We start from the raw sequence: 26,364 nt of genomic DNA, 5'->3' as shown, positions 1-26,364 counted from the left end.
TTCTTCTGCAAACTCAAAGAGTTCAAGCGCATCGCCATGCGCGCCTGCAAAACCGATCTAAGCTTCTCCGCAATGATCTACCTCGCCGCAGCCGTCATCAACTCGCGATGAATCCCCACAACCCCTAGTCCACCCACGCCTGGACGCGGCTCCTTGGCGCGCTGACGCCCGATCGCTGGCCGGACCGGACCGACCACGCACCGGGATTGCGCGCGATCATCGACACGCTTTCGGGCGGCATCCCGCACGCAGAAGAGATCGGGCGCGCGTTCCTCTCGGGCGGTGCCCGCGTATCTGGCGCAAGGCTTTGCTTACCGGAAGCCCTGCAGCCATCGATGCCACCATCGATAGCCTTCGCCAAGAAGATGCCTGCGAAGCGTGCGTTTCGGTCGCCTGGATGCCGGCGTCGGCACTGGCGGCCTCGCCACGCAAATTCGTGCGCCTGCTCGGTCCCACCTCGACCGGCTGGCCGCGGCGGATCTCGGAAGACCGCCTGCTATCGGATCACATCGTTCCGACCAGCGAACTGGATCCGCTGCCAGTGACTGCCGCCGATCGTCGCGACTTCGAGACGATCCTTTGTACTACAGCCGCGCAGGTTGTGCTGTCCCGGCCGCGCCGTGACGGCGAGGGTCGCCTGCTCGGCAAGAGTCCGTTGCTGCGCGGCCAGCCCGAGGCCCGCTACGTCCGCCGCAACCGTCGACCCGCACACGCGATGAGCGAGACCGACCGCCTCGTCGCGCGTCCGGCCGATTTTGGCGGCTATGCGCAAGCGCTCTCGGCGACGGCATGCTGGCAGGATTGGCAGCGCCCGACCATCACCGCCCATGACGGCCTGGTGCGCGGCGACCACCCGGCGGTTCTAGCGGCGCTTGAACGCCCGCAGTCCGCGAGCTCGCTCGCCAAACTGCTGCGCAACCCGCTTGGCTTCACCTGGACCTACGCGCTTGGGATCAGGGCACCGGAAACCGCGGAGGAGGCGCTGGTACTGGATGCGCGGCAGAGCGGCATCCTGCTCCACGATACGCTGGATCATGCCGTGCGGTTGCTTGAGGGGGAGGGAAGTCTGGCGCGCGCGCGACCGGACCAGGTCGTCGCGGCGATCGAAGCTGGTGCCGCGACGGTCACGGCACGGTGGCAGGCTGAGCAGGCCACCCCGCCGCTCGTCGTGTGGCGGCGCACGCTCGAGGATGCCAAGCAGATCGCGCTCAACGCGTTGCAGTATCCCGAATCACCGCTTGCAGATCAGAAAAGCTATACCGAGGTGCCCTTCGGCGGGCAGGCAGCGAAATCCGACGGCGCGATCCCGTGGGATCCCGCCACACCGGTGGCGATCGCCGGCACCGGGTTTCAGATCTCGGGCTACATTGATCGCCTCGACCTTTCGGGCGACGCCGCACGGGCGCGCGTGCTCGACTATAAGGGCGGCAAGCTGCCACCAAAGCCGGTCGTCCTGCAAGGCGGCAAGGAGCTCCAGCGCTGCCTCTACGCTTATGCGGTCAAGGCGCTGCTCGGCGACGATATCGATATCGATGCGGCCTTGCTCTATCCGCGCGAAACCGAGGCCCGCCATCTCGACGCGCCGGCCGATGTCCTGGAGGAGCTTGCGGGACATCTGCGTGCGGCGCGTGCGAGCCTGGTCGCCGGGCGCGCGCTGATCGGCCCAGACAATGGCGGCGATTATGATGATTTGAGCTTCGCGCTGCCCGCAAACGCCCCCAACGGTTATTGCCTGCGAAAGCTCGAGCCCGCGCGAGCCGCTCTCGGCGATGCGGCCATCGTGTGGGAGGCAATCTGATGACCGGTTCGACACCCGCCCTGCGCGACGAGAACGCGCGCTTGGCTGCAATGACAGCACATGATCGTTCCGTGCTAGTCGAAGCTGGGGCCGGTTCCGGCAAGACCGCTGTCATGGCCGGCCGCCTTGCCCTGCTGCTGGCCGGCGGCACCGCCCCTAGGGCAATCGCGGCGGTCACCTTCACCGAACTCGCCGCGAGCGAATTGCTCGCTCGCGTTCGCGACTTCGTCGATGAGCTGCTCGACGGTAGAGTGCCGCGTGAGCTGGCTATCGCCTTGCCAAACGGTTTGTCGGTAGAACAGCGAGCTAACCTCGCGGAGGCGGCGGCCGCGATCGACGAGATTACCCGTTCGACGATCCACGGCTTCTGCCAGCGGCTTATCAAGCCGTATCCGGTCGAGGCTAATATCGATCCGGGCGCGACGCTGATGGATCCGGCGCAGGCGGAGCTGGTGTTCGGAGATATCATCGATCGCTGGCTCCGCGACACGCTCAATGTTGGCGACGAAAGCCTTGTCGCTGAACTCGTCTTCCACAACCCGGCGAAGGCATCCGCGCGCTTAATCCGGACGATCTGCTCTCGATCTCGACCAATTTCCGGTCCTGTGCCGCGATCCTCACTTATGTGAACGAGCGCTTTGCGCCCCATCTTACGGAGGAGAAAGGGCAGCCCGGCTTCACCGCGCTCGAGAGCTTTCATCCCGATCACGAGGAAGGACTATGCGTCGCAGCGCTTCCCGTTGCCTGCGCAGACGAGGACGGCAAGGCCAAGGCGGGCGTGCAGCGCGACTGCGAGGCCGAGGCGGTAGCTGAGATGTGCAGCCGCTTGATCGGCAGCCAGATCATCGTGGATCGCAAGACAGATACGAAAAGGCCGTGCCGCCCTGGCGACATTGCATTGCTGGCACCGGGCGGCACCGAATTGTGGCGCTACGAGGAAGCGCTCGAGAAGCGCGGAGTGCCGGTGGCGACCCAGGCAGGAAAAGGGTTCTATCGCCGCCAGGAGGTGCAGGACCTCATCGCGATCGCCCGCGTACTGGCCGATAGTCGTGACACGCTCGCGCTTGTCGCACTCCTGCGCGGGCCATTGGTCGGGTTGAGCGAAGAGCAGCTGCTCGACCTCGTCTGGAGCCAGCCGCGTGATCCCGAGCGCCCCGACGCCCGACCAAGGCTTACGATCCATCTCGAGGCGGAGGCGATCGGGGACCCATATGCACGCGACATCGTCGAAAAGCTCCAGGCTCTGCGCCGCGGGATCAATGCGACGACTCCGCACCAGCTTCTCGCCGAAGCCGTCGACCTGCTCCGCGTGCGCCCCATTTTGCTCCAACGCCACGGCGGGCAGGCAGAGCGGCCATTGGCGAATGTTGATCTCTTCCTGAGTCTCGCGCAGCCCTATGGCGTGCGTGGCATCAGGGCGTTCGCCGACGCGATGACCGCTGCCTGGGAGGGGAAGGCACGCTCGGCGGAAGGCAGGCCCGACGCACAGGAAGAGGCGGTATCGCTGGTGACGATGCATGCGTCCAAGGGATTGGAATGGCCTATCGTCGTACCGATCAATACGATGACTTCGGGTAAGCGAACGCTCACCCACGAAGGCCGGGAATTGGCGCTAAGCGCAAATCTAATACACCCCGATCAGATGAACCTCACACCGCCTTCCGACGGGCGGACGAGCGCCATATCGAGATCGAAAATCAAGGACGCCCTCCGCTCGGCCCCAAGAGGTGGCCTTTCCCTTAAACCCGGACGCGCGCGCGCAAGCGGGCATAAAGTTGGATTTCCGGCTGATGCTCCAGCTCGACCACGATCGCGAACTTCTGCTTGGTTTCGAAGCTTTCCGCCCACCCGCTTTCGCAGCGTACGACGAGGTAATAGTCGCCACCATACGCCTCGGTGCCTTGCGAGAAGGTGATAGTCGCACACTGAACTGTCGCCTTTTCACGCTCCTGCGGCCCGGGCTGGAGATCGCACGTGTAGCGCTTCTCAATCTCCGGATGCTTGCCCTCCTCCTTCTGATTTCGCTTGCGAAAATGATCGAAGATCAAAGCAGGCTCGCATCCTCGGAGCACACGGAAGCTCATCCCGATGCCGGTATAATCCGCCCGCGAATGGCGAACGGGCGGATCGTAGGCGAGGCTCACGCGCAGCGTGCGCTTGCCGCCGTTCTGGAATTCAGCCGGGATCGGAATATGGTAGACCGCGAAGTGGTCGATTGGCAGCTCATCCTCAGCGAAGAGCACGACACGATGGTCATCTGAGTAAGCGGCACGTTGGGGATCCACCTGACCGTGCCCGCAAACGGTCCGCGCAGCGCCAGCTTCAAGCGGCGCGAGCCTCATTGCCGCTTCCTCCGGCACCCGCGCGGCCCCGACTAGAAGCGCGCGCAAGAGGTTGGCCGAGGCGGTGGGGAACAGCGCGAGAAGCTGGCTCGCCTTGTGCGCGACCATTGGCGCGGAATAAGATGTGCCCGAGCCGGCGGTGAACAGACGATCGAGAAACCGATGATGTAAAGTGACGAGACCGGCGCTTGGCAGATCCTCTCCCTTGCGGAGACGCGCGACGACCGGATCGTACACAAGGGTGCCACCCAGATCGACAAGCTCGGGCTTGACGGATCCGTTGATTCCCGGCCCGATCCGCGTGAACGGCGATGGCTCAAGCGCCCGCGTGATCGGACGCACCTTCACGTCCTCTTCGGACTGAGCCCCCAACCCCTCCCCATGTGCGAGCGATCCGACGGTCAGAACATTCATCGCACCCGCGGGCTCACAGAAGCGATTGGCCGGTTCGAGAAGATAGCCGGGATATTCCGTCACGGCCTGTTCGAGGCGTGTTCCGCCCCGCGGCGCGCGGTTGCCTGCGGACACGATGATGAGCACGTTGAGTTCCCTGGCAAGCTCGTCCAACGTCGCCGCCCAAGGTCCGACCTTGCCACCGTCGTAGGTCCGCTTCGCGTCACCAAGCGAAATCACGAACACCCGTGCTCCAAACTCCGCATTCAGGCGGGTGATGGCTTCGCGCATCTGCGCCGGCACAAGGCGCCGCTCATCAAACGCGCCTTGGTCATTCACGACCTTGCACGACGCTATCCGCGCATGACGCGCGAGCGACGGGACAGCGAGCTGCGTGCGAAGATCGCCAAACAGTGCAACGCCGGCGACCCGCGTCCCGTGCCCCCAGCCATCGTCGCTCCCGAGCGTATCGGGCACGCCAATCGCTCCCACCAGCACGTCTTCCAGAAGCGGATGGGCATTCACGCCGCTATCGATCACACCGATAACGGGTGCGTTCCGATCCACTGCGCCCGGTTCCGGCATGTCATCGAGCGTAAGATCCAGAGCCTCGGCCGTCGCAATATCGGGTTCAGGAGGAAAATCGACAGCTTGTATGTCCTCGATCGTCAGCAACGTCCGAACGACAGCGCCCGTACACCGGGCGCGCAACATCGTGATCGAGGGACCGACGTAGCGGTCCAACACCTCGCCAGCGCGAGCGTCTATATAGGCTTCCACCTGTTCGAGCTTGCGCGTTCGCAGGTCGCGTCGGCCGAGATCCCAGAGTTCGATGTCGATCAGGTAGGCGACTTCTTCGAGGAAATCAGTCTCGTCGGCGAACCCCTCCTCACGCGCGCGGATGCCGATCCGATCTGTTGGCCCGATGGACCCGACTTCCTCGATACCGCCGATAAACGCTGCATAGGGTGTGGCTTTCTGTCCGGCCGGCGGCCCGGCGGCAAACGCCGCGAGGCGAGTCCGAAATGCGTCCATCTCATCGCTGGATGAGAACAGAATCAGTGACCGGTCCGGATCGCTCGCGAGCAGCGTCAGACCCAGCGCTTCCCAATCCGCTTCCATGGCAGCGCCGGACATGCGCACGCGCAAGACGAGTGAGGGATCGACGAATTCAGGCTTCCGGCGCTGCACCTGCTCCGCGACAGCCGCATCAAGCTCCCCGCCTATTTTTCCGCTGTGCGCTTTGAGATCGCGCTCTGGCGCCCGACCGCCACCATGTTTGCGACGCTCAAGCTGCTCAGGCAGCCGTACCAGCCGAAGATGTTCGTACAGAGCCACAGGAGGGCGTCAGGCGGTCTGGTTCAGACGGCCGGCCCGCTGGCGGCGGCGCAGCTCATCGGCCAGCGAACGCGTGAAATCGCGCTCGCGCACCTCTTTGCGCCGGTCGATGATGCTGCTCTTGATCGCACCGAGACAAATGCGCTCAAGCTCGGCATAGGTATAATCCGCAAGGGCATCGAGGTGCGCACTCGGATCAAACGCCAGCTTGGCGTTGCGGAATTTGAGCTTCAGATAGCGGCCTGTAGCAGCGCGATCAGGTCGGTCGAACCAGACGACCTCGTCAAAGCGGCGCCACACCGCAGGATCGAGCGAGCCATCAAGGTTTGTCGCGGCAATAAGAAAGCCCTTGGGGCGAATGCGATCGATGAAGAGCAGCAGGCTGTTGACGACGCGGCGAAGCTCGTGATGGTCGCTCGCGTCGTCCCGAGCACGGGCAAGCGCGTCGAATTCGTCGAGAAACAGGACGCAGGGCTGCGTCCGGGCAAACTCGAAAATCTTGCGGACGTTGGTCGCTGTCTCCCCGAGATACGACGAGATCAGGCGATCGAGCTTCACCGTGAAAAGCGGCAGGCCGACCTCGGCTGCGAATACCTCCGCGGAGATCGTCTTGCCGCATCCTGGTGGCCCGCAGAAGAGCAGCTTCGACCGGATCGACAGACCATGCCGGTGGATCTCATCGGCCCGCCGGTACTCGCGGATGAGGTCGAGGAAGACGCGGACATTTTCGGCGCTGAGAATGAGGTCGTTCTTCGTGAGCCTTGGCTCCACGCGCTCAACGAAATCACTGGCAGCGTCCGGAAATGGAATAAGCGGTGCGAGAGCGCGGGTGCCTGCCTTGGGCGCAGCCGCATTTTCAAGGGTTTTTCGGAGCGAGCGCGCCAAAACGCGGTTGTTCTTCTGCTCTTCCTCCGAAATGATCTGCTCGGCCACAGCGCGAAATTCATCATCCCGTCCGTAGCTGCCGAGCAGCTTCTTCATGAGTTCTCCGCGCGCCATTCTAGAAGCCTAACTTGAGTGACAAGGCTCGAACAAACAAACCCCCGTCGCAACCACGTTGCGATTCTGCCTGATCAGCGACTTGGCCGCAACCATGTTCGCCCTGCCGACCGCGAATCTTTGTGGATGCTTCGCCCATCCCAGCAACCTCTAAAAAGCCCGCGCCGGCATGGTCATCGAAGATCTCGGCCGAACGAACATACCCCGGCAACACGCTCACCGACTTGTGCTGCAAAACCACCTGCATCTCCTTGATGGAGGCCGGTGTTCGCGCCGCCTCGGCTAGGAAGCTACGCTTAGCGAGTGACCGGCGACGGTCGCGGGACGGTGACCTGCCAGGTCGGCCCAGCGCCGTATCTGCGCGGAGATCAGCCCCTCATTGCCGTCCTGCTTCGTCGCCGTGCCACCTCATTCGAGCTTCCTCATCAACCTTCCGGCAGCACCTTGCTCGGCGGCTAGGTTTCGGTTGTAAGCAAGGGGCATGCGCGGCGACTTCCACCTCAATGCGTCCATGATCCCAGCCAGATCCTCGCCGCTGGCAAACAGGTCCTGGTTGAGCCCAATCCGCGTCGAATGCGCGCTGATCCCCTTGAGCAGCCGCGCCAGATCCTCCGCTGTCAGATCGGGCAGCGCACCGAGATCGAACGCCCGCTGGATGATCGACCGGAAGATCGGCCCGATCGATCCCGGGTGCAGCGCCACGGTGCCGATGTCATATTCGACCCGCGCCTTCACCGCCGGCTTGGAGAGCGTCTTGCGCAGATCCCAGGTCTCCCGGCCTGAGATGCTGTCGATAGGCCTGCCGCGCACCGCGGCGCGTGCCTTGTACCGCCGGACCTGCACCCGCCGGAACAGCGGCCCTGTTGTGATCTCGGCGGCTTCGATCCAGGCCGCGATCGCCGTGACAGTGCGCGGGCTGAGATAGGCGGTAGCTCCCTCCCCGTCCTGATCACCCTTGTGACGCAGGATCTGAAGCAACCGGGCCTCGCGATCGATCGCCTCCTCGATATGCTCGATGGCGACCGCCACCAGCTCGGAGGCGCGCAGGCCAGTGTCATAGGCTGCCGACAGCAGCGCCCTGTCGCGCAATCCCGGCAGATCGTCCCCGCAACTTTCGAGCAGCGCGCGGATATTGAGCCCACGCGCCTTGTCGCGCTCGACGTCGCGCACCGGCCCTTTGAACCGCAATGGCCGCGCCTGCTGCTGCGCCGCCCCCTTCTCGCGACGCACGGCCTGCAGCCGCAGCTTCACCAACGGCGCCGGCGCCGGATCCTTGAGGTCGAGCAACTGGTGGATCTTGGCGATCGACGCCTTGTACCGGGACAGCGACGCGGGACGGCTCCCCTTCCCTGCCCGCGCATCCAGATAATCGGCCACGGTCTCGGCCGTCGCCGGCAGCGCGATCCGGTTGGTGCGCCGACACCAGATGTCGAATGCTTCGACGTCGGATTTGAGCGCGCGGATGCTGTGGGGCGACGAGGCAGCCTGAAAGGCGGCGATCAGCGCCTCGTTGACGGTGATGCGCTCGCCGGCGCGCATCTGCACGATCGTCCAGGCAAGGTCCGCCGGCGTCCTAACGGCCGGCAGCACCGCCTCAGGCGCCGTTACAGCGGCTTCTGGCCCTTCCTGGGCGGTTTCGGTGGCCATGACGCGCCTCGCTCCTCAGCGAGCCTTGTACGTCATCTTATGAAGAGGCGTCAAATCCGCTTATGTGATAATTGCACTTATCACAGATACTTAGCTCCATTCTACAGGCTACGCATTCCCAGCTCGAGCTCGCGATGGTCCTGCGCCTTAACGGCGCGGACGGGGGGGGCCGCTTATAACCGGAATGGAAGCAAGTCTGCAAAGGGCGTTAGCCGCCGCCGAACAGCTTCAACTTTCCAGGAGCTGGCAACATAACAAACCTCGCAAAGGGGCGAATTCACTCTAAAATGGATCATTAAGGCCAGACACAAATTTCGGAATATAAGTAAATGTCCCTAGATACTGGCTATTCCATCGATATTACCGTGCCCGTAGGGTTGACCAGAGCAGCGCACATCCCAATAGACTTATCATGCTTTCAGAGATGCTTGAAAGGTGGATATAGAACTTATGTGTGGCGCCATCACAACTGGCTGTGCCTGGTAAATACATCTGGGCAGGGCGAATCCGCATATCGTCGAGTTGAGACTTTAGAGCTTCGCGTGGACCCGGTCGCAAAAGCGTGCGGAACGGACCCGCGAAAGAAGGTTGTCGTATGATTGGCGTAGATCGACATCTGATAAGCCGTGTCGGATCCAGCATTGCGGCGGCGCGAGAACGCGCCGGGATCACCGTTGAACAGGTCTCTGGCGCTCTCAGCATATCGCCCGAGCTTCTACACGAGATTGAATCCGGCAGCGTTGACGCCGTCGCCCAGCTCGACCTGCTGATGTTCCTCAAGATCGTCCGGGCCATCGGCAGCTCTGCCCAAGATATCTTATCGGATGAGTGAGGCTCAGTCCGCCGAGTCTAAGGCGCGGTCCCGAACCCCGGACCTATCGCGATCAAGAGCCTGCAGGCGCAGGGAAAAGCCTACCGCTGCCGGTCCCGCGGGCCCCGATTGATAGGTGGTTGCGGAGCAGCCGCTCCTCCATCCTTTGACCTCGAACGTGTAGCGGCAGGCTTGAACACCCCCTTTTCCGCGACGGCATCAATGCCTTCCTGCCTCCTAACGCGTTCGAGATAGGCGATGGCATGCAGCATCCGCCGGCTAAGCGGCGGCGGCATCGCATCGACGAAACGCCTTAAGGCCGCGCCAAGCTTTCGGTCAGCTGGATCGGGCAACGCTTCGAGTTGACGCGCGACGCGCGCATAGGCCGCCTTGACCTGCTCTTGGCGCGAGACGCCGGCTCGCTCCCATGGCGTAAGATCGCCCTGCCCTTCGGCAAAGACCACGCCCGCGCGCCGCGCGCTTTCCTCAGTCAGAACGAGGCCTCCGGTGCGCATATAGCGCTCCTTGAGCTTGCGCAGCGGCACATTGTCGCTTCGTCGAACGATACCCCGTGCACGCCTCGGCGTCGCATCCGCCTCGATCCCGCGCTCGCGCAGTTCATGTGCGAAGGTCTCGCGCATCCGGTGAAGGTCTGCTTTCCTCGGATTGAACCGCTCGCCGTCGGCTCTGCACGGCGCCACCGCCACTGTCAGGTGGACGTGCGGATGATCCGTGTCGTCGTGCAGAGCCAGCATATAACGATGCTTGCCATCAAGCTCGACGCGCGCGAATGCACGCGCCGCGGCCAGGACCTTCTGTGGATCGGTGCCCGCGGGCATCGACAACACCATAGAAATCGAGGTCACGGCATTGGCTCGATCACTACCGTCCTCGTCGTGCCACTCGGTCGCCCGTTCGCGTAAAGCCGCAACATCCTTGAGGGTCTCGCCATCCTCGGTTTCGACATCGAGCTCGCCGTGCCGTCCGATATATTCAAAATGCGCGCTGACATGGTCACCGCCACGCTGCCGGCCCGACACCTTCACCATGACCTGCGGTGCCCGGTCGACCAGCCGCTGGAGTTGCGCCCGTGCCGCCGCGACCGTCCAGCCGCCGCTGGGGACCCTCACCGCAGCCTTCGGGTCAAGCAGCCGGCGTCCGCCGGCTGGGGGATGCCAGATGCGATCGAGCGCTGCCACCGGGAAGCCCGCGTCGACGGCACCGGTCATTCCGCCACCTCCCAATAGCTGAGATCGCCGCGCCGCGCCGCGCCCACCGCCGTAACCGAGGCGCGGATCTCGGCTACCAATGCCTCAAGCCGGCCAAGGTCTCCGGACCGGCCCTGCCCCAGATGATGCGCCTGCGCGATCTGGTTGATGTTGACGCCAATCCGGCGGAGCTCGCTGCGGATACCCTCAAGCGATTTCGCTTCCGGCATGGCTGGCTCGGCCGAGCGGTGCAGACGCCGCCGGACCAGGCTCACGAGCCACGCACTGCGCTTCATCCCACGACCCGATGCCAGCTGCCCGATCGCCTCGACCTCCGCTTCGGTCAATAGCAGCTCGATCCGCTGGTCGGCCCGACCGGCGCGGGGAGCGATCTCCGCTGGCGCAGATGAAGGCTCCCCATCGACAACGGCGGTCACGAGCCGCCGGAGCAAGGTCGAGCGCCCACCCTGCCCTTCCGCGATCTGGTCGAACCGGGCGGCGGCCCCATCGGGCACGAGAAACGTGAACGAGGTCATCAATATCGCATACGATAATTGAAACCCCGGCGAAAGCCTATCCTGCCCTCCCTACTCCGCCCTCAAAGGTCTTTGTCATGACAAAACAACGCTCCGTCTCATCGCGCACGCGCGAAGACATTAGGATTGCCCCCGCCACAAAAAAAGAGCCTCACCAACGCATCCCGAACGGGCTTGCGGTGAGGCTCCCGCCACATCATAGTGTTGGGCAAATTTTTGGTCGATCGGACAGTAGCCGCAACCGGCAGGGCGTCATAGCACCTGAAAGGATTCGGCCCGGACCGCGAGAATGATGACCGTAGCGGGCTCGGCTTCGACCGGTTCCGACCGGCCATCGAGGCGGATCAGCAACTTATCCCCGCTCGATCCGGTCGGAAAGAGCAGAAGCCCCTCTCCCGCCGGACATCGCACCCGCACATGGCCGTGGTCGAAAGCATCGGGAGCGGTTGGCAATCGCTCCGGCGCACGCACCCGGGGCACCGATAACGGCGGCGCTGCGGCCGGCCGCTTCGCACCACTCAATGCCGTTGACACGGTGGCCGAGGGTTCGAACCGGGCAGCGAGGTCCTGAACCCTGCGGCGGTCGATTGCATCGGCGGGCGTTGCCTGGATAAAATCCGTGCCCGCCTGAGGTTGGCGCCGCCATAATCGGTAAAGGTCGTGGAGCGTACGGATCGACACGCTGTCACCGAGCATCTGCAAGGGCGCGGGCATCTCGATCACCGCCGCATAGAGGCTGATCATAGCGGGGGAACGGCCCAGCTGCGTCGCGATCGCGGCCTTGGTCATGCCGGTGTCGCCGAGCAGCTTGATCGCCTGGCTGATCTCGATCGCGCTCAAGCCGACCCGCTGGTCATTCTCGATGACCTGATCGATGAGCTGCACTGCGCCGGCCGCCGGCTCGCTGATGATCGCGCTGATCGTCGGCAGTCCCGCCATTCCGACCGCCCGCCAGCGCCGCTCGCCGAAGCGGATCACATGGCGCCCGCTGCTATCGGCGGGAAAGACCGTGATCGGCTGCAACAGCCCGCGCTCGACAATCGACGCCGCCAGCGCCTGAAGCTCTGCCTCGTCAAAGTCCCGGCGCGGATTATCAGGATTTGGGATCACCCGATCGTGTCGCAGCGTCTGCAGGCCGGCAAGGCCGGCCTGCTCGAGCATCGCCTGGATATCGAGCGTCATGATCGTAGCGCCACGCGATTGGCAACCAGCCCCAGCACATGCCGCATCTCGCGGCCCGCGACCGCCGCCGCGCTATTATCCCGGATCATCCAGACGGGCAGCCCGCGCCCGACCGCCTCGACATAGCCCTGCCGCAGCGCGAGAAAGGCTGGAAAGAGCAATTCGGCGCGCCCGAGATCGCGCACCAGCGTTTCGAGATTCTGCCGATGCAACGAAGAATTGGCCCGGAACTGCGAAGGCAGCAGCCCGAGAAAGTCGAGCCGGCCTCCGCGCAGTTTCTCCGCGACCGCGATCGACTTGAGCAGGTCGTTGACCCCGCTCAGCGCATAGTCCTCGAGCTGGATTGGCGCGATCAGATGGTCACAGACCATCAGCGCACCGAGATTGCGGGCGCCGAACGCCGGTGGCGTGTCGATGATGCAGAGATCGAAAAGCGGCGACAGCCCATCATGCTGGATGCGGATCGCATCGAGCGCCACCTCGAGCGCAGCATCGACCATGTTCAGCCGCGATGAGGCGGCCAGCAGCTGGAACGGCGGTGCCGGATCGATCTCCAGGCGCGCCGGAGAAAACAGGTCGGCTGCCAACCCGCAGCCGTGCGCCTGCCAGCGCGGCTGCTCGGGCGTCGGGCGGGCCAGGGTCGCCGTCGCGTTGCCCTGCGCATCGAGGTCGACGAACAGGACACGCTTGTCCTGCTCGACATAATGCCAGGCCAGATGAAGCGCGAGCGTCGTCTTGCCGACCCCGCCCTTCTGGTTGTTGACGACGATGGTGCGCACCGGACATCTCCACCTCGGATTGTCCAATAACGCTTTATCCGGATTATTTTACAGATCAAGCATGCGCTACAGCCGGCGGCTGTCGCGCAGCCGCCGTTCGTAAAGCTCCTGCGCGGCCCGGTCGGCCGAAGTCTTACCGCCGTGCCGGCTCGGCGGCCGGCGGCCGAACAGCCCTTCGAACAAGGCGAGCGGGATCCCGATCACAACCAGGGCGCCCAAGAGCAGTACAGCAGCGCTGACGAGGCTTGCAGCGCCGGCGACGAGCAATTTGAGCATGGCACATCCTTCCTGCCCCCAATGGGCACCACCGATATGCCGCCCTCCCCTCGCCAGCCACTCTCGACCCGGCAAAGCTACGCGAGGCCAATCGCCCGTCAGCCGTTGAGCTTGTCCTTGATTGCCTTGGCCGGCGTGAAACCGAGCTTCTTCGACGCCGCGATCTTGATCGTGGCGCCGGTCGACGGATTGCGGCCCTCGCGCGCAGCGCTCGCCTTCACCTTGAACTTACCGAACCCGGGCAGGGACACCTCATCGCCCTTGGCCGCAGCGTCGGCGATCGCGGCAAACACCTGGTCTACGATCTTCTTGGCATCGGCTTTCGACATGCCCTGCGCTTCGGCAATCTGAGTGGCGAGATCGGCACTGTTCATTGGAATGTCCCCTCGTTGAAGTTCGCGTCCAGCATATGAAGTCATCGGAGCCCGGTCCAGTCGGCGCGTACTAGTCTGGCAGGCTGAGCCCTATCAAGATGAGATCACCTTGGTAGGATAGGATATCTTCATCGCCGCGACGGCCTAATCGTCCGCCGTGCGGGCGCTGGCGCCGCTCCTAGCGGCGAGCTTCGCGCCATAGCGCAGTAGGGTGCGCGGATCGCGCCAACCATAAGCCTGCATGATCGCGCGCATCGTCGCAGGCGACAGATTGGCGAACGCCCCCTCCCCCTCCTGCCCGGTCTTGCTACGGCCAACTAACGCAGCCCCGCCCCCTTCTGATCGGAGCCGTCAATGTCACCGACATCGATCGCAACCATCTCCGAGCGGCGAAAGCCGCTGTCGTATTTGACGAGCAGCCGGTTGAGAGCCCGCAGCCCCATCAGGTCGCGCCGGCACGCCTTGGCCAGCTGCGCGATCGACAGCCCGGTCGCCGGGCTGTCGAGATCCTCGAGGTCGCCTTTGTAGTGGAGCTCGCGTGCCTGCTTCTGGCGGATGTGAGCGACCATCGCGCATACCAGGACCGGATCGAACCGACGAGGCTCGGGCGCGCGCAGCGCCAGGACGTCGAGCACCTCCTCCCAGGCGGGCATGGTCGCAGCGCGAAGCAGTCGAGCGGGGAGCATGGCGACTATCACCAGCAAGCGTCATTGCAATGTAGACAATATATGCCTCTACAGGCTACAATCGCCAGATTATGGCACGCTCTACCACCCTACTTCCCGAGGCGATCGACCTTCATATGGCGCGCTTGCTGGAACGCGTCGCGCTGGCGGTCGGTGGACTGAATAGCACTGTTTCCAGCGGCTTTCTGCATAACATCTGGCGCGAGCGCGCGCGCTGGATCGGCTATGCCCGGGCTCTGCAACTCCAGGGTATCGAGCTTGACGAGATCGACGTTATTTCCTGGGCAACCGCCACCCCGATTCCGGGACGCGCGCGGTTCGACACGCTTGTCGATCCCTTTGATGCTTTTGGTCCCTGGGCGGCCATGCTCGCCGAACGCGAACAGCGTCACTGGCGCGAGGACCTGCCCTTCACACTCCAGGTTCCCATGGGCTTCAGCGATGCCCCGCTCATCCTGCGAGCGATCGCGATCCTGGCCCAGCATGCGCAAGCGACGAGCGACATTTCGCCGTGGCTCTCCTTGCCGCTGCTGCTTGCGCGGATGGGAATGACCAAGACCCCCCTCCCCTGCCTTGTCGCCGGTGACAAGGCGATGCGGCTCGCGCCCCGCGATGCTACACCGATTGTTCGACGGGTGCTGCGAGACCTCGCCAGCCAGGCCGAGGACGGGCTCGCGATCGCGTTCGAACTCGATACCGAACGGCGACGCTGGATCAAGCTGCTGGGCGAAGCCCGCAAGCCGGGTGCGTTGCGCGGCCTGGCCGCGCTGAGCCTGCGCGCGCCGATCCTGCGGCCCGAACAGGTCGGGCGCGCGCTCGGCCTTAGCCGGTCGGGCGCCGGCAAGGCGCTCGAGCGCGCCGCCGAGCATGGGCTGCTCGTCGAGATCAGCGGTCGACTATCATGGCGGGTCTATATGGCGCCCGGGCTCGCCCGGCGCCTGCGACTGATCGCACCACGGCTGGGACGGCCGGCCATCCCCCCTGCCCTTCCGACGCGCGACGAGCTCGGCGCGAGCCTCGCCGCCTTCGACGCTGAAATGGAGGCCTTTGCGGCGCGCTATCCGCAACTGTCGGGGTCCGCACCGCGATCGGACGAAGACTAGCCTTGCGTCTGAAGATACTCGGTGGATAGTCGCTATCCACCGAGTATCCAGCAGGTGGATAGCAACTATCTCGTGATATTGACGAGTTGCGCGGCATCGATAGTCACTAGCCGTGAGGTAGCGGATAGCTAGTCGGTAGTGGCTATCTAGCGGCTAGCGCCATATTCGAGGAAAAATACCGTGCGACGCATTCGCCATCTCTAGGGAGAGGCAGGCAAGACGACGGCCACCCCTTGCGCTTCCGGCGCAGGATGAACCCGGTGGGAGCCTTGCCGCCTTTGACACCGAAATGGCGACCTTCACGGCGCGTTATCCGCGATTGTCGGCCTCGTCGACAAAGAGCCATTCTCCCAAAAATGCTGGATAGTCGCTATCTCACCGTTATCGCAGCAATGCTCATCCAATTCCGCCTGGCCGACGGAACATCTTCATCCGGCGTGGAGCCGCAGCGGTATATAGCTGGTATCCACCGGATATCTAGTGGCTATCCACGGACTATCCACCGGGTGGATAGTTCATACTACAGATAGTTGATGGATAGTGGCTAGACATCGAATAAGCTCTAGCTATAGGGTAGCGCCTAACTAGTGGGTAGTGGATATCCACCGACTATCATCATATCGGAGGGAATATGCCCGTCATAGCGTTCGTCACCCCCAAAGGAGGAGCAGGCAAGACGACGGCCACGGTGCTAATCGCCAGCGAATTGGCCGAACGAGGACAAACGGTCGCTATCCTCGACGCCGATCCCAACCAGCCGCTCGCCGCCTGGGCGACCAAGGACATCGCACCACCCACAGGCATCAGCATCGTCTCCGACGTGACCGAGGACAGCATGATCGACACCGTCGAACAGGCGGCCGAGCAGAATGACTGGGTGCTGATCGATGTCGAAGGCTCGGCCAATCTGGCGTCGGCCTATGCCATCTCGCAGTCCGATCTGATCATCATCCCCGCGCAGAAAACGCAGCTCGACGCCAAGGAGGCGGTGCGCGCGATCAAGATGGTCCGCGATGCCCAGAAGGTCGTCAAGACCGAGATCCCGTTCCGGCTTCTGTTCATGCGCACCAATGCCCGGGTCATGGCCGGCGTCCAGAAGGCCGTGCAGAGCGCCTTTCAGGAAATCCCGGCACTGCCGGTCGAAATCGCCGAACGCTCGGCCTTCCAGGCGATCTTCGCTTATGGTGGATCGATCAAGAGCTTGCCGAAGGGGGTAGGGGGCAATGTGCGCAACGCCCAGGAGAATGTCGAGGCCGTCGTTGACGCGGTGATCGCGGCGCTCAAGACTTCGGCACGGAGGGCAGCGGCATGAGTGACCGGCCGAAGATCGATATCGGCCTCGGCGATGATGATGATGTGCCGCGCGCGCCGCGCGCGCGCCGCGAGATCGATCCGCAGGCATTGCGATCGGTTTCCGAAAGCCATGGCTTCGATCGTACGATCGCTCGGGTACCGGCCCCGGTGCCGGCCGCGCCGTCGATCCGTGTCGCGGTCGACGGGCGGACGCTGCGCGCGACGGGTCGCACCGCGCAGATGAACTCGAAGGTCCGTCCCGAAGTACGCGAAGGCTATCAGCATCTCGCGATTGCCCGGGGCAATATCTCGATTGGCGAGCTGTTGGAGGAGGGGCTCGAACTCCTCAAGGCCAAATATCCGCAGGGATAGTCGCTATCCATCTGCTATCCGAATCGCACGATAAGCGGCCCGGCGGCCTCGACCGCCGGGCCGCCCCGCTCAGTAGGGGATATCGTCCTCGCCGATATCGCCGCGACCCGCACCTTTACCGCGCGAGAGGAAGATAACTTCGTCGGCGATGATCTCGACACCGTAGCGCTTGATCTCGTCGCTGTCGGTCCAGCTCGTATAGTGGATGCGGCCCTGGACCATCACCTTCTGCCCCTTGTCGACATATTGCGCGACCGTCTTGCCGACGCCGTTGAAGCAGGTGATCCGGTGCCATTCGGTATCCTCGACGGTGCGGTCGTCGGCGTCCTTGAGGATCTTGCCGTCGCTGTCGCGCTTGTGACGCGAGGTCGCGAGGCTGAAGCTGGTGATCCGGGCACCGCCCGAGGTGGTGCGGGTTTCGGGGGTGGCGCCGACATTGCCGGCGAGGATGACGAGATTTTTCATAACGGACACTCCTTCAGTCGGTCGGAAGGGCCATTCCCTTCGACGAACCCCGATCAAAGGCGGCGGAGACGCGCCTCCACCGAGGCTTGCCGAGGGGAACCCCGATCCCAGGAGTGGTGCGGGCAGCCGCGGCGCAGCCAAGGCAACTCGGTCCGCAGGATCGCGGGTTGGAGGCAGCGGCGCCGGCGCCTTAGGGGATTCGTGACAGAGAAAGGATTGGCCTGCCCGATCAACACGGCCTGTGTCCCGCAGCAGAATCGTCCTTCACCGCAACAGCCGCCACCCGGTCAGCAGTGCAACGGGCGCTTCGAAGCCATTTTGCCTCGCCCCGATCCCACACCTGATCACCAACAGGATCGTCCAGGACATCACCGCCGACCACGCGGGATCGCCGGCGCCGCAAACGCCGAATCAGGCAAGCCGGCAGGGTACCGCATCACCCGATAGGGCAGGGGAGTCTATCGCCACCGCAACTGCACGAACTTCCGACATCAGACCCAGCGGCCGCGTTCCGATCGCCACCGTCATTGGCTCGTGCGGCATGGCGAGCCAGGCGGCTGAGCCGGACATATCAGTAGGCGAGGAGCCGGCCAGGGCGCGCCGCCGGGTTCGACCGTCTCCGAGCGCCATTCGAGACAGCCACCCCGCCGTCCAGCCATCACCGCGGTCCCGCGCCCGCGCGGCGGCGAGGTCGCCGCCGCGCAACCGACCGGCTAATAGTCGGCAGCCAGCATGATCGTCAGGACGCGGCAGGTCACCGCAGCGTCGGCAGGGTCGGGCGAGCCCGCGGAAAGCGCACGATCATAATAATCGATCTTCCAGAAGAAGCGCTCGTCGAACAGGCCGAAGCTGCCGAAGTCATGCTCGCCATAAGGATCGACGTTCGCGCCGAACGCCGCATGATCGCGCACCGCGCGCAGCAGCGCCTTGTGACGATGAAAGCCGCGAAACAGCGACCTGTCGCTGATGAACGCCACGACGCCGGCGGTCATCACCACCCGATTATGGGCGGAATTGTCGATGTCCCGCCGCAAAGCGTCTTTGAGCGCCGCAATGATCAAGGCTGGGGTTGGCTGTATCTGGTGGTGCGACATGGTCTGTCCTCCGCCTGGACGGGCCCCGCCGATCTGGACCTGCGGCGCAGCGGACCGACGGCCGGGGCACAGCGCGCGCCCGCACCCGGTCTCCGGGGCGCAACGCAGTGGAGCAGCCCGCCTGCGGGCTTGCGGACGCGCGCGACCCGGCCAGAGCGGCCGCGCTGAGGCTCCGGCGGTGGCGCGACCACCGACGGGACGTCGCTTCGCCCGCCAGGCTGCACAAAGGCGATGATCCAAGCATCAAACCTCATCCGGACAGTCCCGGCAGGGATCGTCACCCGGCAGGGCCGAGACGCCAGGCGTCTCGGGGCGCAGCCCAGAGCCCGGCCCGGTTGCGACCGGGGCCGGCCCCCCGACCTTCCTTCGCTTCCGACTTTGCGCCAGAATATGCCCGAACAGAGGATATCCCGATGGGCGCCGCCAAGAACAATCCCACCGCCATCACCAGCAAGGGCCATGGTCGCTTCGATGCTTCGTATCAGGCCGATGCCGAACAGGACCGGGGCCTGCATCACGCGATCGCATTCGAACGCATCACCGGATGGCCGGTCCACGCCACCTATGTCGGCGACGAGGCCATCCGCTTCCACAATGAAGATGGCAGCCACTGGACGTTCGATGTGCGCGGCATGATGACCGCCACCCAGCATAGCGAAGCCGTGACCCAACCGATCGTGCTCGCCCGGCGCGACTGGCCGCGCTCGGCCGCCAATGCCGACGGCTATCTCGAGATCGGCTGCATCTGCCTGGGCGTGGAGGGGGTCTTCGCTTGCGGCATCGCGGTCGATGCCGGCAAGCTGGCGCAGGCCACCACCACGATCACCGCCAACGCCGCCTATCTCGCCCTCGTCCCGACCCGGCCATATCCACGCTATCCGGCCAGCGCGCTCCATCGCTATGCCTTCGGCAAATGCGTCGTCTTCGCCGATGCGCTCGCCACGGTGCGAGGCCTGCCCGCCATGACGATGTTGCCCGAAGCGATCGCCGATTGGGCCCATATCAAGCCCGACCAGATGCAGCATGCGGTGGTCGCGCATCCGGACGGCGACCTCGAAGATGTCTGGGGCAAGGTACCGGCCGCGATGATCGCTCGGCGCTACGGCATCACCGCCTGGCGGCTCTCGGCAGACGCGCATCAGGCAATGATGGCCGACGGCATTGCCGAGCGCCCCGAGGTTCTCGACGAAGTCGCCGAGGCCGAGCGGCTGATCCGCGCGCATCTCCAAGCCTGAAGAGGGGCGGGGCGCCAACGCGCCCCGCAGCACCTCAGGCGAAGGGATCGAATTCCTGAACGATTGCGACATCGCCATCTGCATCCTCCGCCGTGATAACGGCGAACTGCTGACCGACCGCGATCACCAACGTGACGACCATCAGGGTTTTCGAGAGCGAGAGAGCACTGCGACGTGCGATCCAGATATCGGTGAACATGGGCTGGGCTCCTTGTGCGCGTCGGCGGGGCCATCCCCGCTCGACAGGCGCCCGAAGCGTTCGCCGGAAGGCCGCGATCATCTTTTGGCCGCAGGCCAAAAGACCGTAGCGCAGCGTACGGACCCCTTTAGGGGTTGATCGTGGGGCCGCCCTGCGGACCAAGGATCGCGCCTCAAAGAGCGGGGTGGGGCCGCTAACGCCCGCAGGACCTCCACCGCCTTTGGTCCGAAGTTGTATAATCGCACCACGTGACGTATATGAAGGCATCAGGAGATGCGATATGGCGCTTGCGACTGCCGGACCGACGCTCGCCCCCAATAGCACCGTGCAGACCTTCGCCGATGAGGCCGATCGACGTCGACTAACCAACGCCGCCGTCAAGGCAGTGCTGCGAGTGATCGACGCCTGGGGCGCCAGCAACGCCGAAGGCGCCGCTCTGCTCGGCGTATCGGAAAGCACCTGGGACCGGATGAAAGCCGGACGTTGGGACGGTAGTCTCAGCCAGGACCAGCTCACCCGCGCCTCCGCGCTGATCGGTGTTTTCAAGGGGCTGCATCTGCTGTTCGCCGATGCGATGGCCGATCGCTGGCCTGGGCTCGCCAATCGCGGACCGATCTTCGACCGGCTGACGCCGATCCGGGCCATGATCGAAGGGGGAATCCCCCGGATGATCGAGACTCGTCAATATATCGACGCGCTGCGTGGCGGGCTCTGACGACGACGTCATTGACGGGCTGCCCCTGATCCGCGAGGCGTTCCCGCGGACGGTCCGGCTTGTCGCGAGCGCGCGGCTGCGCGCCGCGGTGCTGGCGCCGCTGGCCGACAGCGACGCGGATCTGGCGTTGCTCGCCGAGATCGAGGGCAGCACGAGCGGCCGTCAGATCGCAGAGAGCCGCGGGCTCGGCGGCCTGTCCGCCGAAGAACTCGTCCACGGCGTCCCCCATGCCCGATTCATCAATGCGAGCTTCGCTTATGCCAAGCCGCGCCAGCCCCTGCGCTTTAACCCGGCGGAGCGCGGCGCCTGGTATGCGGCGCTTGGCGTCGAGACCTGCATCGCCGAGGTCGGCCACCATCTGACCCTGGCGCTGGCCGATGCCGGCGATTTCAACGCGACGGTCGACTATGCCGAAATGCTGGCGAGCATGGCCGGCCTGTTCGTCGACGTCCGGCCGGCCGCCGGCCATCCGTGCCTCGATCCCGATCCGGCCAGCGGCTATCCGGCGGGCAATGCGCTGGCGGCGGCCGCCCGCGCTGCCGGGCATAACGGCATCATCTACCCGTCGGTGCGCCATCCAGCCGGCACCTGCGTCGTCGCGCTCTGGCCCAATGTCGTTCAGTCGGTGGCGCAGGGCGCGCTGCACCGCCTGCGCTGGACCGGCACCGCCGATTATATGGTCGAACCGCTCTGATGGGTCTCAGCCTCCTGCGCTACCCTGCGCTGACCCCGATGTAGCCGCGAACGGGCAGGGGCAGGGGCCACCGCCCAGACTCAGGCGAACGGATCGAACTGGTTGACGATGACGTCCTCGGGATTGAGCTCATCGGCCGAATGACGGCATATTGCGGCCCGACCGCGATAACGGCGGTCGGGACCATCAGGATTTCGACAGCGACAGCGCACTTCTGCGGGCACTCTGGATAGCGGTGAACATGGACGGGCTCCTTTGCCTCCTCGGCGGGATCACCCCCGCTCGACAGGCGCCCGAAATGTCCGCCGGGAGGCCGCGATCATCTTCTGGCGGCACGACGAAAGGCCGTAGCGCTAGCGCACGGACCCTCTGCGGGTTGATCGTGGAAGGCCGGCCGGCGGACCAAGGATCGCGCCTCCAAGAGCAGGGTGCCCCCACCGTCGCCTCGGACCCCTGGCGATGTCCTGCGCGGAGCATTGATCGATGATTTTATCCTGCACATTTGTCGTTTTCCGCAATCGCAGGATAACACGTGTTCACAGACTGCGATCATTGCCAATTGTGCCGTTCCGGTCTATTTATCCTGCATCGCCTGAAAAATGAGAGAACGCAGGATAAATGACGATGATCGTCTACCCCTTTTCGGATGAACAGGCCCGTGTCCTGATCAACCTTCACCAGCAATATGAAGTCTGGATAGAGGCCGAGCGCGCGCTGGCGACGATGCCCTATAACCTCATCCGCAAGGAGGTGAACGGCTATAGCTATCTCTACGAGGTGCTCGACCGCGCCAATAACGGCAAAAGCCTGGGCCCTTGGTCAGACGAGCAGGAGGCGCGTCTCACTACCTATCGCAGCGACAAGGCAGACTGGCAGATGCGCCGCGACACCAGCAAGGCCCGGCTCGACGAGAGCTGCCAGCTCTATCGGGCGTTGCGGCTGCCGACGCTCGCCAGCGCCGCCGGTGCGATCATCCGTGAAGCGGACAGGCGGTCTCTACTGGGGCACAAGCTGATCGTCGTCGGGACGAATGCCATGCCCGCCTATCATGTCGAAGCCGCCGGCATGATCCGCGACATCCCCGACGAGACGCTCGATTGCGACCTCGCCTGGACCGGCACGACCTTCGAGGAGGGGCAGCAGCCGATCTGGGATATGCTCAAGGCGGTCGACCGCACCTTCACGATCAACACCGAGCGCAGCTTCCAGGCGCGTAACGCCAAGGCCTATGAGGTCGAGATCCTCGCGGCGCCATCGCGGATCGGCACCATCTTCCGAACCGATCGCCCGATGCCCATTCCCCTGGCCGAACAAGAGTGGTTGCTCAATGGCCGCTTCGTCGACCATGTCGTCGTCTGCCGCGATGGAACCGCAGCGCGGATCGTGGCACCCGATCCCCGCTGGTTCGCGCTTCAGAAATTGTGGATGGCGCGCCAGTCGAAACGCAATCCGCTCAAGCGCCCCAAGGACCTGCGCCAAGGCACAACGCTGCTCGACGCCATCCGCCAAGCCATGCCACAATATCCGTTGGATGACGCGTTCGAGCGAAGTCTGCCCGGCGATCTCGCACCCCTTTATGTGGACTGGTCGAACGCCGGCGCGATATCGGGGGCCCTGTAACGGCCCGGCGGCGGTCCGCCACCGGACCTGATCCTCAGTAGGGAATGTCGTGTTCGCAGATGTCGGCGCGCGTGGCAGCCTTGCCCTTTGACAGGAACACGACCTCATCGGCGATGATCTCGACGCCGTACCGCTTGATCTTGTCGGTGTCGGTCCACCGGGTGTAGTGGATGCAGCCCTGGACCATGACCTTCTGGCCCTTCGCGAGATATTGGGCGACCGTCCTGCCGACGCCGTTGAAGCAGGTGATCCGATGCCATTCGATATGCTCGGCCGTGTGGCCGCGCTCTGGGTGGTGCGGGCAACCCGCGCGATGTGCGCTGGAGGTTCAGGCGTCGGGAAATTAGACGTCCCGCGCATGCTGGGCTGCGGCTTCAGGCAGTTCGCCGACAACAGCAAGGGGCCAGCAATGCTCAGTATATACCCCACGGGGCGTGATATCGTTTATACCGTCAACGGTATAATTGCCTAGTACTCCCTCTAAGGTATATTGCTTTTTTATACCCCTTAGGGGCATGAACGCTCCGAAAGGATATCCCATGATCCAGCTGGCCCGCTCACCGAAACAACTCGGAATGCTTATTCAGAACGCCCGGCGGCGCCATAACCTCACCCAGCAAGCGCTGGCGTCGCTGGTCGGCACCGGCCAGAAAACCGTCTCGCGGATCGAAAGCGGACACGCCGGCACGAAGCTCGAGACATTATTCAGCCTATTGGGCGCGCTCGATCTCGACATCCAGATCGGCCCACGCAGAAAGGGCGACGCAGACCTGGGGGAAATCTTCTGAGATGGCGCGCCGCGAGACCCACACGCCGCTCAACGTAATGATAAATGGTCGGCTGATCGGCCGCCTGGACAAGGAGCCGAGCGGCGCCGTGTCGTTCCGGTACGACGAGACGTGGCTTGATTGGCAGCACGCCTTCGCCGCGTCGCTATCGCTCCCCTTACGCGCGGCACCCTATCGCGGCGCACCGGTGGTCGCCGTGTTCGACAACTTGCTGCCCGACACCATGGACATGCGTCGACGCATCGCCGAGCGCACCGGCGCCGACGGCACCGACCCCTATAGCCTGCTCGCGCGCATCGGCCGCGACTGCGTGGGCGCGATGCAGTTCCTTCCCGATGGAGAGGATGGCGAGGCCGTGGGCGCCATCCAAGGGGAGCCGCTTGCCGACGCTGATATCGAAAAGATTCTGTCGGAACTCAAGGGCGCGCCACTAGGGATCGACGCGGAACGGGGGTTCAGGATTTCGATCGCCGGCGCACAGGAGAAGACCGCGCTTCTACGCCATGACGGCAAATGGCTGCGTCCGCTCGGAACGACGCCGACGACACATATATTGAAACCCCAGCTCGGAAAGATTCCGACGTCTTCGGGCATGATCGACATGACCGCCAGCGTCGATAATGAGCATTATTGCCTCGCACTGCTGAACGTCTTCGGCCTCCCAATCGCCAAGAGCGAGATCGCCACGTTCGGCGAACGCCGCGTGCTGGTGGTCGAGCGGTTCGACCGTCAATGGCTTGCTGACGGCCGCTTGCTGCGCGTGCCGCAGGAAGATTGCTGCCAGGCGCTGGGCATCGTCTCGTCGCAGAAATATCAGAACGACGGAGGCCCGAGCGCCACCGATCTCCTCAACCTGCTCGGCGGCAGCGATGATCCGACCGCGGATCAGTCCGCCTTCCTCGCCAGCCAGATCATCTTCTGGCTGATCGGCGCGACCGACGGGCACGCGAAGAATTTCAGCATTTTCCTGCGGCCCGGCGGCGGATTCAAGCTCACCCCCTTCTATGATGTCCTGACGGTCCAGACAGCCGTCGACCACGCTCAGCTACCGCAGAAGAGCTTCCGCCTCGCGATGGCGGTGGGCAATAATCGCCATTACCGGGTCGAGGAGGTGCTTGGCCGGCACTTCGTCCAGACCGCTCGGAAAACACGCATGGGCCCGACACCCATCGCGCAGGTTATCACCGATATCCGCGAAAAGGCGGCGGGCGCCGCAGACCTGGCGCGCGAGGGCATGCCCGCGGACTTCGCCGACGAGGTGCATGCCAGCGTCAAGGCCGCGATCGAGCGGCGACTTGGTCAGCTCGACACCGCTCTCGTCGAACTCGGCTAGAGACGAGCCCCGGCTTTATACCCGAAATGGATGAAAGCGCGGCGCTGGCCTTGTCGCCGCACAGCCTTATGATGGCAGGGAGAGGCACGCCCGATCAGCTGGCTTGGCCAAGCGCCGCCGCCAGGGCATCGCTCGTGCAGCCGGTTTCGATTGTGTCAGCCGCAATGACACACCAGCCACCGCCGAACTGGCCTGGCAGCGCCTTTGAGCAGGTCATCGCATACTCAAATCCGATCGGACGGATTATCAGGCTGGCCGCGCAGCAGATTCGGATCAGGGAGCAGATCGCGCCCACCTGGAAGTTGGTGAGGCTGTAGATCGTCACGCGTCGCAGGCGCGGACTGTCCGCGATCTCCTCAACCTCGATCTTCGCCCCGAAGGTCGGATAATCTGGATCGTCAAAAATCGCCTGCAGCCCGCTCCAGGGCGCGGCGGGCCGGGTTGGTGGAAACAGATCGAGAAAGCGGGGGCTGGGGGCGAAGCTCACCCCGTCGTCGTCCCAATCGCGGGCGGCCAAAAAGGCCTCTTCGAGCAAGGCCGCTTCGAATGCGCAGGTCGTGAAGACGACGCTCGCCTGGGTGTAGCAATCAGCCATGGGCCGTCTCCCCGGCTCCGACCGATCGCACCGGATCGATCAGGCGATAGGCGTAGCGCTTGACGCGCGCGATCCGGCAAAGCGCCCCGCTGCGCGGCTCGCGAAACAGGAGCTTTCGACCGTTATGACCATCAGCGACAACCTCGAAGCGATCGGCGTCGAGCCCGTTGCTCAGGCGCAAGGGCGTGTCGAACAAGATGGTCTGGCCGGGCCGCGGGGTTGGCTTGGCGGTACACCGCGCCCGCGTCGCCAGGTTTGCGCGGCAGCGCGCGCGCCAGCCCCGCGCATGAGGCCGGTCGGTCGGCGTCAGCAGATCGCGGATCGCTGCGGGGCATCCCGCCTCGCAGGGTCCGACCGTCTCGTCCAGTCGGGTAGGATTGGTGCTGCTCAGAGAGTCAGCCCTGATCCCCCCGCCGAACCGCACGTGCAGCTTTCACTGCATGCGGCTCTCCGCTGCGATAATACCATCCATATTCCGGCTATCGGGCA

General features: G+C 64.3%; 28 protein-coding genes and 3 pseudogenes. 14 read left to right on the top strand and 17 right to left on the bottom strand.

Annotated features, from left to right (window positions below):
• From WP12_RS26020 to WP12_RS26010, 4 genes and pseudogenes are all read left to right on the top strand, one after another.
• Nucleotides 1–111: pseudogene (locus WP12_RS26020) on the top strand (IS5/IS1182 family transposase); the annotation flags it as partial.
• Nucleotides 112–397: 286 nt separating this feature from the next.
• Nucleotides 398–1,798: a PD-(D/E)XK nuclease family protein gene (locus WP12_RS20410; RefSeq protein WP_152664102.1), complete on the top strand. Its 1,401-nt coding sequence runs from the start codon at nucleotides 398–400 to the stop codon at nucleotides 1,796–1,798.
• Entirely contained in the window at nucleotides 1,798–2,427 is a 630-nt protein-coding gene (locus tag WP12_RS26015; protein ID WP_052730530.1) for a UvrD-helicase domain-containing protein, read from the top strand. Before WP12_RS20410 ends, WP12_RS26015 begins: the two co-directional genes overlap by 1 nt.
• Nucleotides 2,424–2,855, top strand: a pseudogene (locus WP12_RS26010) (UvrD-helicase domain-containing protein); the annotation flags it as partial. The gene WP12_RS26015 and the pseudogene WP12_RS26010, both read left to right, overlap by 4 nt.
• A gap of 682 nt (nucleotides 2,856–3,537) precedes the next feature.
• Here WP12_RS26010 and WP12_RS26005 read toward each other — a convergent pair.
• The 4 genes from WP12_RS26005 to WP12_RS20385 all read right to left on the bottom strand — a co-directional run bounded on the left by WP12_RS26005 (nucleotide 3,538) and on the right by WP12_RS20385 (nucleotide 8,517).
• Complete coding sequence (locus tag WP12_RS26005; protein ID WP_084691261.1) at nucleotides 3,538–5,871, bottom strand: S8 family peptidase; 2,334 nt, start codon at nucleotides 5,869–5,871, stop codon at nucleotides 3,538–3,540.
• A gap of 9 nt (nucleotides 5,872–5,880) precedes the next feature.
• Nucleotides 5,881–6,852, bottom strand: coding sequence for an AAA family ATPase (locus WP12_RS20395; protein WP_235399217.1), 972 nt, complete (start codon nucleotides 6,850–6,852; stop codon nucleotides 5,881–5,883).
• Between the two features lie 19 nt (nucleotides 6,853–6,871).
• A complete protein-coding gene (locus WP12_RS25585) occupies nucleotides 6,872–7,111 on the bottom strand; it encodes a hypothetical protein (RefSeq protein ID WP_200894565.1) in 240 nt (79 codons plus the stop codon).
• Nucleotides 7,112–7,278: 167 nt separating this feature from the next.
• Nucleotides 7,279–8,517 (bottom strand): integrase, encoded by a 1,239-nt coding sequence (locus tag WP12_RS20385; protein WP_046195506.1) that lies wholly within the window; start codon nucleotides 8,515–8,517, stop codon nucleotides 7,279–7,281.
• Between the two features lie 595 nt (nucleotides 8,518–9,112).
• Between WP12_RS20385 and WP12_RS20380 the strand changes: the two genes are divergently transcribed.
• A complete protein-coding gene (locus WP12_RS20380; RefSeq protein ID WP_046195505.1) occupies nucleotides 9,113–9,349 on the top strand; it encodes a helix-turn-helix domain-containing protein in 237 nt (78 codons plus the stop codon).
• An 80-nt stretch (nucleotides 9,350–9,429) separates the two neighbouring features.
• On the opposite strand, the gene WP12_RS20375 is transcribed toward WP12_RS20380, so the two are convergent.
• The 7 genes from WP12_RS20375 to WP12_RS20345 all read right to left on the bottom strand — a co-directional run bounded on the left by WP12_RS20375 (nucleotide 9,430) and on the right by WP12_RS20345 (nucleotide 14,369).
• The gene (locus WP12_RS20375) at nucleotides 9,430–10,557 is read right to left on the bottom strand and encodes a relaxase/mobilization nuclease domain-containing protein (RefSeq protein ID WP_046195504.1); all 1,128 of its coding nucleotides are present in this window, start codon (nucleotides 10,555–10,557) and stop codon (nucleotides 9,430–9,432) included.
• Entirely contained in the window at nucleotides 10,554–11,072 is a 519-nt protein-coding gene (gene mobC / locus WP12_RS20370) for a MobC family plasmid mobilization relaxosome protein (RefSeq protein WP_046195503.1), read from the bottom strand. The genes WP12_RS20375 and mobC overlap by 4 nt, the downstream gene beginning before the upstream one ends.
• 252 nt (nucleotides 11,073–11,324) lie before the next feature.
• Nucleotides 11,325–12,254 carry a ParB/RepB/Spo0J family partition protein gene (locus WP12_RS23620; RefSeq protein ID WP_052730528.1) on the bottom strand — a complete coding sequence of 310 codons (930 nt, stop codon included), beginning with the start codon at nucleotides 12,252–12,254 and terminating at the stop codon, nucleotides 11,325–11,327.
• Nucleotides 12,251–13,033, bottom strand: coding sequence for a ParA family protein (locus tag WP12_RS20360; protein ID WP_046195502.1), 783 nt, complete (start codon nucleotides 13,031–13,033; stop codon nucleotides 12,251–12,253). The genes WP12_RS23620 and WP12_RS20360 overlap by 4 nt, the downstream gene beginning before the upstream one ends.
• Before the next feature lie 66 nt (nucleotides 13,034–13,099).
• Complete coding sequence (locus WP12_RS20355) at nucleotides 13,100–13,309, bottom strand: hypothetical protein (RefSeq protein WP_046195501.1); 210 nt, start codon at nucleotides 13,307–13,309, stop codon at nucleotides 13,100–13,102.
• 98 nt (nucleotides 13,310–13,407) lie between these two features.
• The gene (locus tag WP12_RS20350) at nucleotides 13,408–13,683 is read right to left on the bottom strand and encodes an HU family DNA-binding protein (protein WP_046195500.1); all 276 of its coding nucleotides are present in this window, start codon (nucleotides 13,681–13,683) and stop codon (nucleotides 13,408–13,410) included.
• A 317-nt stretch (nucleotides 13,684–14,000) separates the two neighbouring features.
• Nucleotides 14,001–14,369, bottom strand: a complete 369-nt coding sequence (locus WP12_RS20345; RefSeq protein WP_152664101.1) for a hypothetical protein — start codon at nucleotides 14,367–14,369, stop codon at nucleotides 14,001–14,003.
• Nucleotides 14,370–14,440: 71 nt separating this feature from the next.
• Between WP12_RS20345 and WP12_RS20340 the strand changes: the two genes are divergently transcribed.
• The 3 genes from WP12_RS20340 (at nucleotide 14,441) to WP12_RS20330 (ending at nucleotide 17,137) form a co-directional block, all read left to right on the top strand.
• Complete coding sequence (locus tag WP12_RS20340; protein WP_052730527.1) at nucleotides 14,441–15,472, top strand: hypothetical protein; 1,032 nt, start codon at nucleotides 14,441–14,443, stop codon at nucleotides 15,470–15,472.
• A 631-nt stretch (nucleotides 15,473–16,103) separates the two neighbouring features.
• Nucleotides 16,104–16,784: a ParA family protein gene (locus tag WP12_RS20335; protein ID WP_046195498.1), complete on the top strand. Its 681-nt coding sequence runs from the start codon at nucleotides 16,104–16,106 to the stop codon at nucleotides 16,782–16,784.
• Entirely contained in the window at nucleotides 16,781–17,137 is a 357-nt protein-coding gene (locus WP12_RS20330) for a hypothetical protein (protein ID WP_046195497.1), read from the top strand. The genes WP12_RS20335 and WP12_RS20330 overlap by 4 nt, the downstream gene beginning before the upstream one ends.
• A 69-nt stretch (nucleotides 17,138–17,206) precedes the next feature.
• Here WP12_RS20330 and WP12_RS20325 read toward each other — a convergent pair whose 3' ends face one another.
• Both WP12_RS20325 and WP12_RS20320 read right to left on the bottom strand, forming a co-directional pair.
• Entirely contained in the window at nucleotides 17,207–17,602 is a 396-nt protein-coding gene (locus tag WP12_RS20325) for a single-stranded DNA-binding protein (protein WP_046195496.1), read from the bottom strand.
• A gap of 713 nt (nucleotides 17,603–18,315) precedes the next feature.
• On the bottom strand, nucleotides 18,316–18,696 hold the full coding sequence (locus WP12_RS20320; RefSeq protein ID WP_046195495.1) for a DUF3768 domain-containing protein: 381 nt from the start codon (nucleotides 18,694–18,696) through the stop codon (nucleotides 18,316–18,318).
• Between the two features lie 413 nt (nucleotides 18,697–19,109).
• Here WP12_RS20320 and WP12_RS20315 point away from each other — a divergent pair, with 413 nt between their 5' ends.
• Nucleotides 19,110–19,931, top strand: a complete 822-nt coding sequence (locus WP12_RS20315; protein WP_046195494.1) for a hypothetical protein — start codon at nucleotides 19,110–19,112, stop codon at nucleotides 19,929–19,931.
• A gap of 34 nt (nucleotides 19,932–19,965) precedes the next feature.
• On the opposite strand, the gene WP12_RS25580 is transcribed toward WP12_RS20315, so the two are convergent.
• A complete protein-coding gene (locus tag WP12_RS25580) occupies nucleotides 19,966–20,130 on the bottom strand; it encodes a hypothetical protein (protein ID WP_200894564.1) in 165 nt (54 codons plus the stop codon).
• Between the two features lie 280 nt (nucleotides 20,131–20,410).
• Between WP12_RS25580 and WP12_RS20305 the strand changes: the two genes are divergently transcribed.
• From WP12_RS20305 to WP12_RS20295, 3 genes are all read left to right on the top strand, one after another.
• Nucleotides 20,411–20,845, top strand: coding sequence for an antitoxin Xre-like helix-turn-helix domain-containing protein (locus WP12_RS20305; protein WP_046195493.1), 435 nt, complete (start codon nucleotides 20,411–20,413; stop codon nucleotides 20,843–20,845).
• Complete coding sequence (locus WP12_RS20300; protein ID WP_200894563.1) at nucleotides 20,832–21,539, top strand: RES family NAD+ phosphorylase; 708 nt, start codon at nucleotides 20,832–20,834, stop codon at nucleotides 21,537–21,539. The genes WP12_RS20305 and WP12_RS20300 overlap by 14 nt, the downstream gene beginning before the upstream one ends.
• Before the next feature lie 624 nt (nucleotides 21,540–22,163).
• Complete coding sequence (locus WP12_RS20295; RefSeq protein WP_160299259.1) at nucleotides 22,164–23,159, top strand: GSU2403 family nucleotidyltransferase fold protein; 996 nt, start codon at nucleotides 22,164–22,166, stop codon at nucleotides 23,157–23,159.
• A 34-nt stretch (nucleotides 23,160–23,193) separates the two neighbouring features.
• On the opposite strand, the pseudogene WP12_RS20290 reads toward WP12_RS20295, so the two are convergent.
• Nucleotides 23,194–23,442, bottom strand: a pseudogene (locus tag WP12_RS20290) (single-stranded DNA-binding protein); the annotation flags it as partial.
• A 256-nt stretch (nucleotides 23,443–23,698) separates the two neighbouring features.
• Here WP12_RS20290 and WP12_RS20280 point away from each other — a divergent pair.
• Both WP12_RS20280 and WP12_RS20275 read left to right on the top strand, forming a co-directional pair.
• A complete protein-coding gene (locus WP12_RS20280; protein ID WP_046195509.1) occupies nucleotides 23,699–23,947 on the top strand; it encodes a helix-turn-helix domain-containing protein in 249 nt (82 codons plus the stop codon).
• Nucleotide 23,948: 1 nt separating this feature from the next.
• Nucleotides 23,949–25,280, top strand: a complete 1,332-nt coding sequence (locus WP12_RS20275) for a type II toxin-antitoxin system HipA family toxin (RefSeq protein ID WP_046195490.1) — start codon at nucleotides 23,949–23,951, stop codon at nucleotides 25,278–25,280.
• 94 nt (nucleotides 25,281–25,374) lie between these two features.
• On the opposite strand, the gene WP12_RS20270 is transcribed toward WP12_RS20275, so the two are convergent.
• Nucleotides 25,375–25,875 carry a hypothetical protein gene (locus WP12_RS20270; RefSeq protein ID WP_046195489.1) on the bottom strand — a complete coding sequence of 167 codons (501 nt, stop codon included), beginning with the start codon at nucleotides 25,873–25,875 and terminating at the stop codon, nucleotides 25,375–25,377.
• The gene (locus tag WP12_RS20265; protein ID WP_052730526.1) at nucleotides 25,868–26,299 is read right to left on the bottom strand and encodes a DUF6927 domain-containing protein; all 432 of its coding nucleotides are present in this window, start codon (nucleotides 26,297–26,299) and stop codon (nucleotides 25,868–25,870) included. Before WP12_RS20265 ends, WP12_RS20270 begins: the two co-directional genes overlap by 8 nt.
• Nucleotides 26,300–26,364: the final 65 nt, after the last annotated feature.

The organism is Sphingomonas sp. SRS2, assembly GCF_000971055.1.
Lineage (GTDB): Bacteria > Pseudomonadota > Alphaproteobacteria > Sphingomonadales > Sphingomonadaceae > Rhizorhabdus.
The sequence above is the reverse complement of the archived record's forward strand: the minus strand, read 5'-3'. Positions and strand labels throughout refer to the sequence as shown.

Bases quoted from the DNA above. Each gene is read 5' to 3' on its own strand.
- WP12_RS23620 (WP_052730528.1), bottom strand. From the start codon at position 12,254: ATGACGCTCGATATCCAGGCGATGCTCGAGCAGGCCGGCCTTGCCGGC.
- WP12_RS20350 (WP_046195500.1), bottom strand. From the start codon at position 13,683: ATGAACAGTGCCGATCTCGCCACTCAGATTGCCGAAGCGCAGGGCATG.
- WP12_RS20330 (WP_046195497.1), top strand. From the start codon at position 16,781: ATGAGTGACCGGCCGAAGATCGATATCGGCCTCGGCGATGATGATGAT.
- WP12_RS20295 (WP_160299259.1), top strand. From the start codon at position 22,164: ATGATCGTCTACCCCTTTTCGGATGAACAGGCCCGTGTCCTGATCAAC.
- WP12_RS20305 (WP_046195493.1), top strand. From the start codon at position 20,411: ATGGCGCTTGCGACTGCCGGACCGACGCTCGCCCCCAATAGCACCGTG.
- WP12_RS20275 (WP_046195490.1), top strand. From the start codon at position 23,949: ATGGCGCGCCGCGAGACCCACACGCCGCTCAACGTAATGATAAATGGT.
- mobC (WP_046195503.1), bottom strand. From the start codon at position 11,072: ATGACCTCGTTCACGTTTCTCGTGCCCGATGGGGCCGCCGCCCGGTTC.
- WP12_RS20320 (WP_046195495.1), bottom strand. From the start codon at position 18,696: ATGTCGCACCACCAGATACAGCCAACCCCAGCCTTGATCATTGCGGCG.
- WP12_RS25580 (WP_200894564.1), bottom strand. From the start codon at position 20,130: ATGTTCACCGATATCTGGATCGCACGTCGCAGTGCTCTCTCGCTCTCG.
- WP12_RS26015 (WP_052730530.1), top strand. From the start codon at position 1,798: ATGACCGGTTCGACACCCGCCCTGCGCGACGAGAACGCGCGCTTGGCT.
- WP12_RS20380 (WP_046195505.1), top strand. From the start codon at position 9,113: ATGATTGGCGTAGATCGACATCTGATAAGCCGTGTCGGATCCAGCATT.
- WP12_RS20325 (WP_046195496.1), bottom strand. From the start codon at position 17,602: ATGAAAAATCTCGTCATCCTCGCCGGCAATGTCGGCGCCACCCCCGAA.
- WP12_RS20375 (WP_046195504.1), bottom strand. From the start codon at position 10,557: ATGACCGGTGCCGTCGACGCGGGCTTCCCGGTGGCAGCGCTCGATCGC.
- WP12_RS20335 (WP_046195498.1), top strand. From the start codon at position 16,104: ATGCCCGTCATAGCGTTCGTCACCCCCAAAGGAGGAGCAGGCAAGACG.
- WP12_RS20355 (WP_046195501.1), bottom strand. From the start codon at position 13,309: ATGCTCAAATTGCTCGTCGCCGGCGCTGCAAGCCTCGTCAGCGCTGCT.
- WP12_RS20410 (WP_152664102.1), top strand. From the start codon at position 398: ATGCCGGCGTCGGCACTGGCGGCCTCGCCACGCAAATTCGTGCGCCTG.
- WP12_RS20340 (WP_052730527.1), top strand. From the start codon at position 14,441: ATGGCACGCTCTACCACCCTACTTCCCGAGGCGATCGACCTTCATATG.
- WP12_RS20385 (WP_046195506.1), bottom strand. From the start codon at position 8,517: ATGGCCACCGAAACCGCCCAGGAAGGGCCAGAAGCCGCTGTAACGGCG.
- WP12_RS20280 (WP_046195509.1), top strand. From the start codon at position 23,699: ATGATCCAGCTGGCCCGCTCACCGAAACAACTCGGAATGCTTATTCAG.
- WP12_RS20345 (WP_152664101.1), bottom strand. From the start codon at position 14,369: ATGCTCCCCGCTCGACTGCTTCGCGCTGCGACCATGCCCGCCTGGGAG.
- WP12_RS20395 (WP_235399217.1), bottom strand. From the start codon at position 6,852: ATGAAGAAGCTGCTCGGCAGCTACGGACGGGATGATGAATTTCGCGCT.
- WP12_RS20315 (WP_046195494.1), top strand. From the start codon at position 19,110: ATGGGCGCCGCCAAGAACAATCCCACCGCCATCACCAGCAAGGGCCAT.
- WP12_RS20270 (WP_046195489.1), bottom strand. From the start codon at position 25,875: ATGGCTGATTGCTACACCCAGGCGAGCGTCGTCTTCACGACCTGCGCA.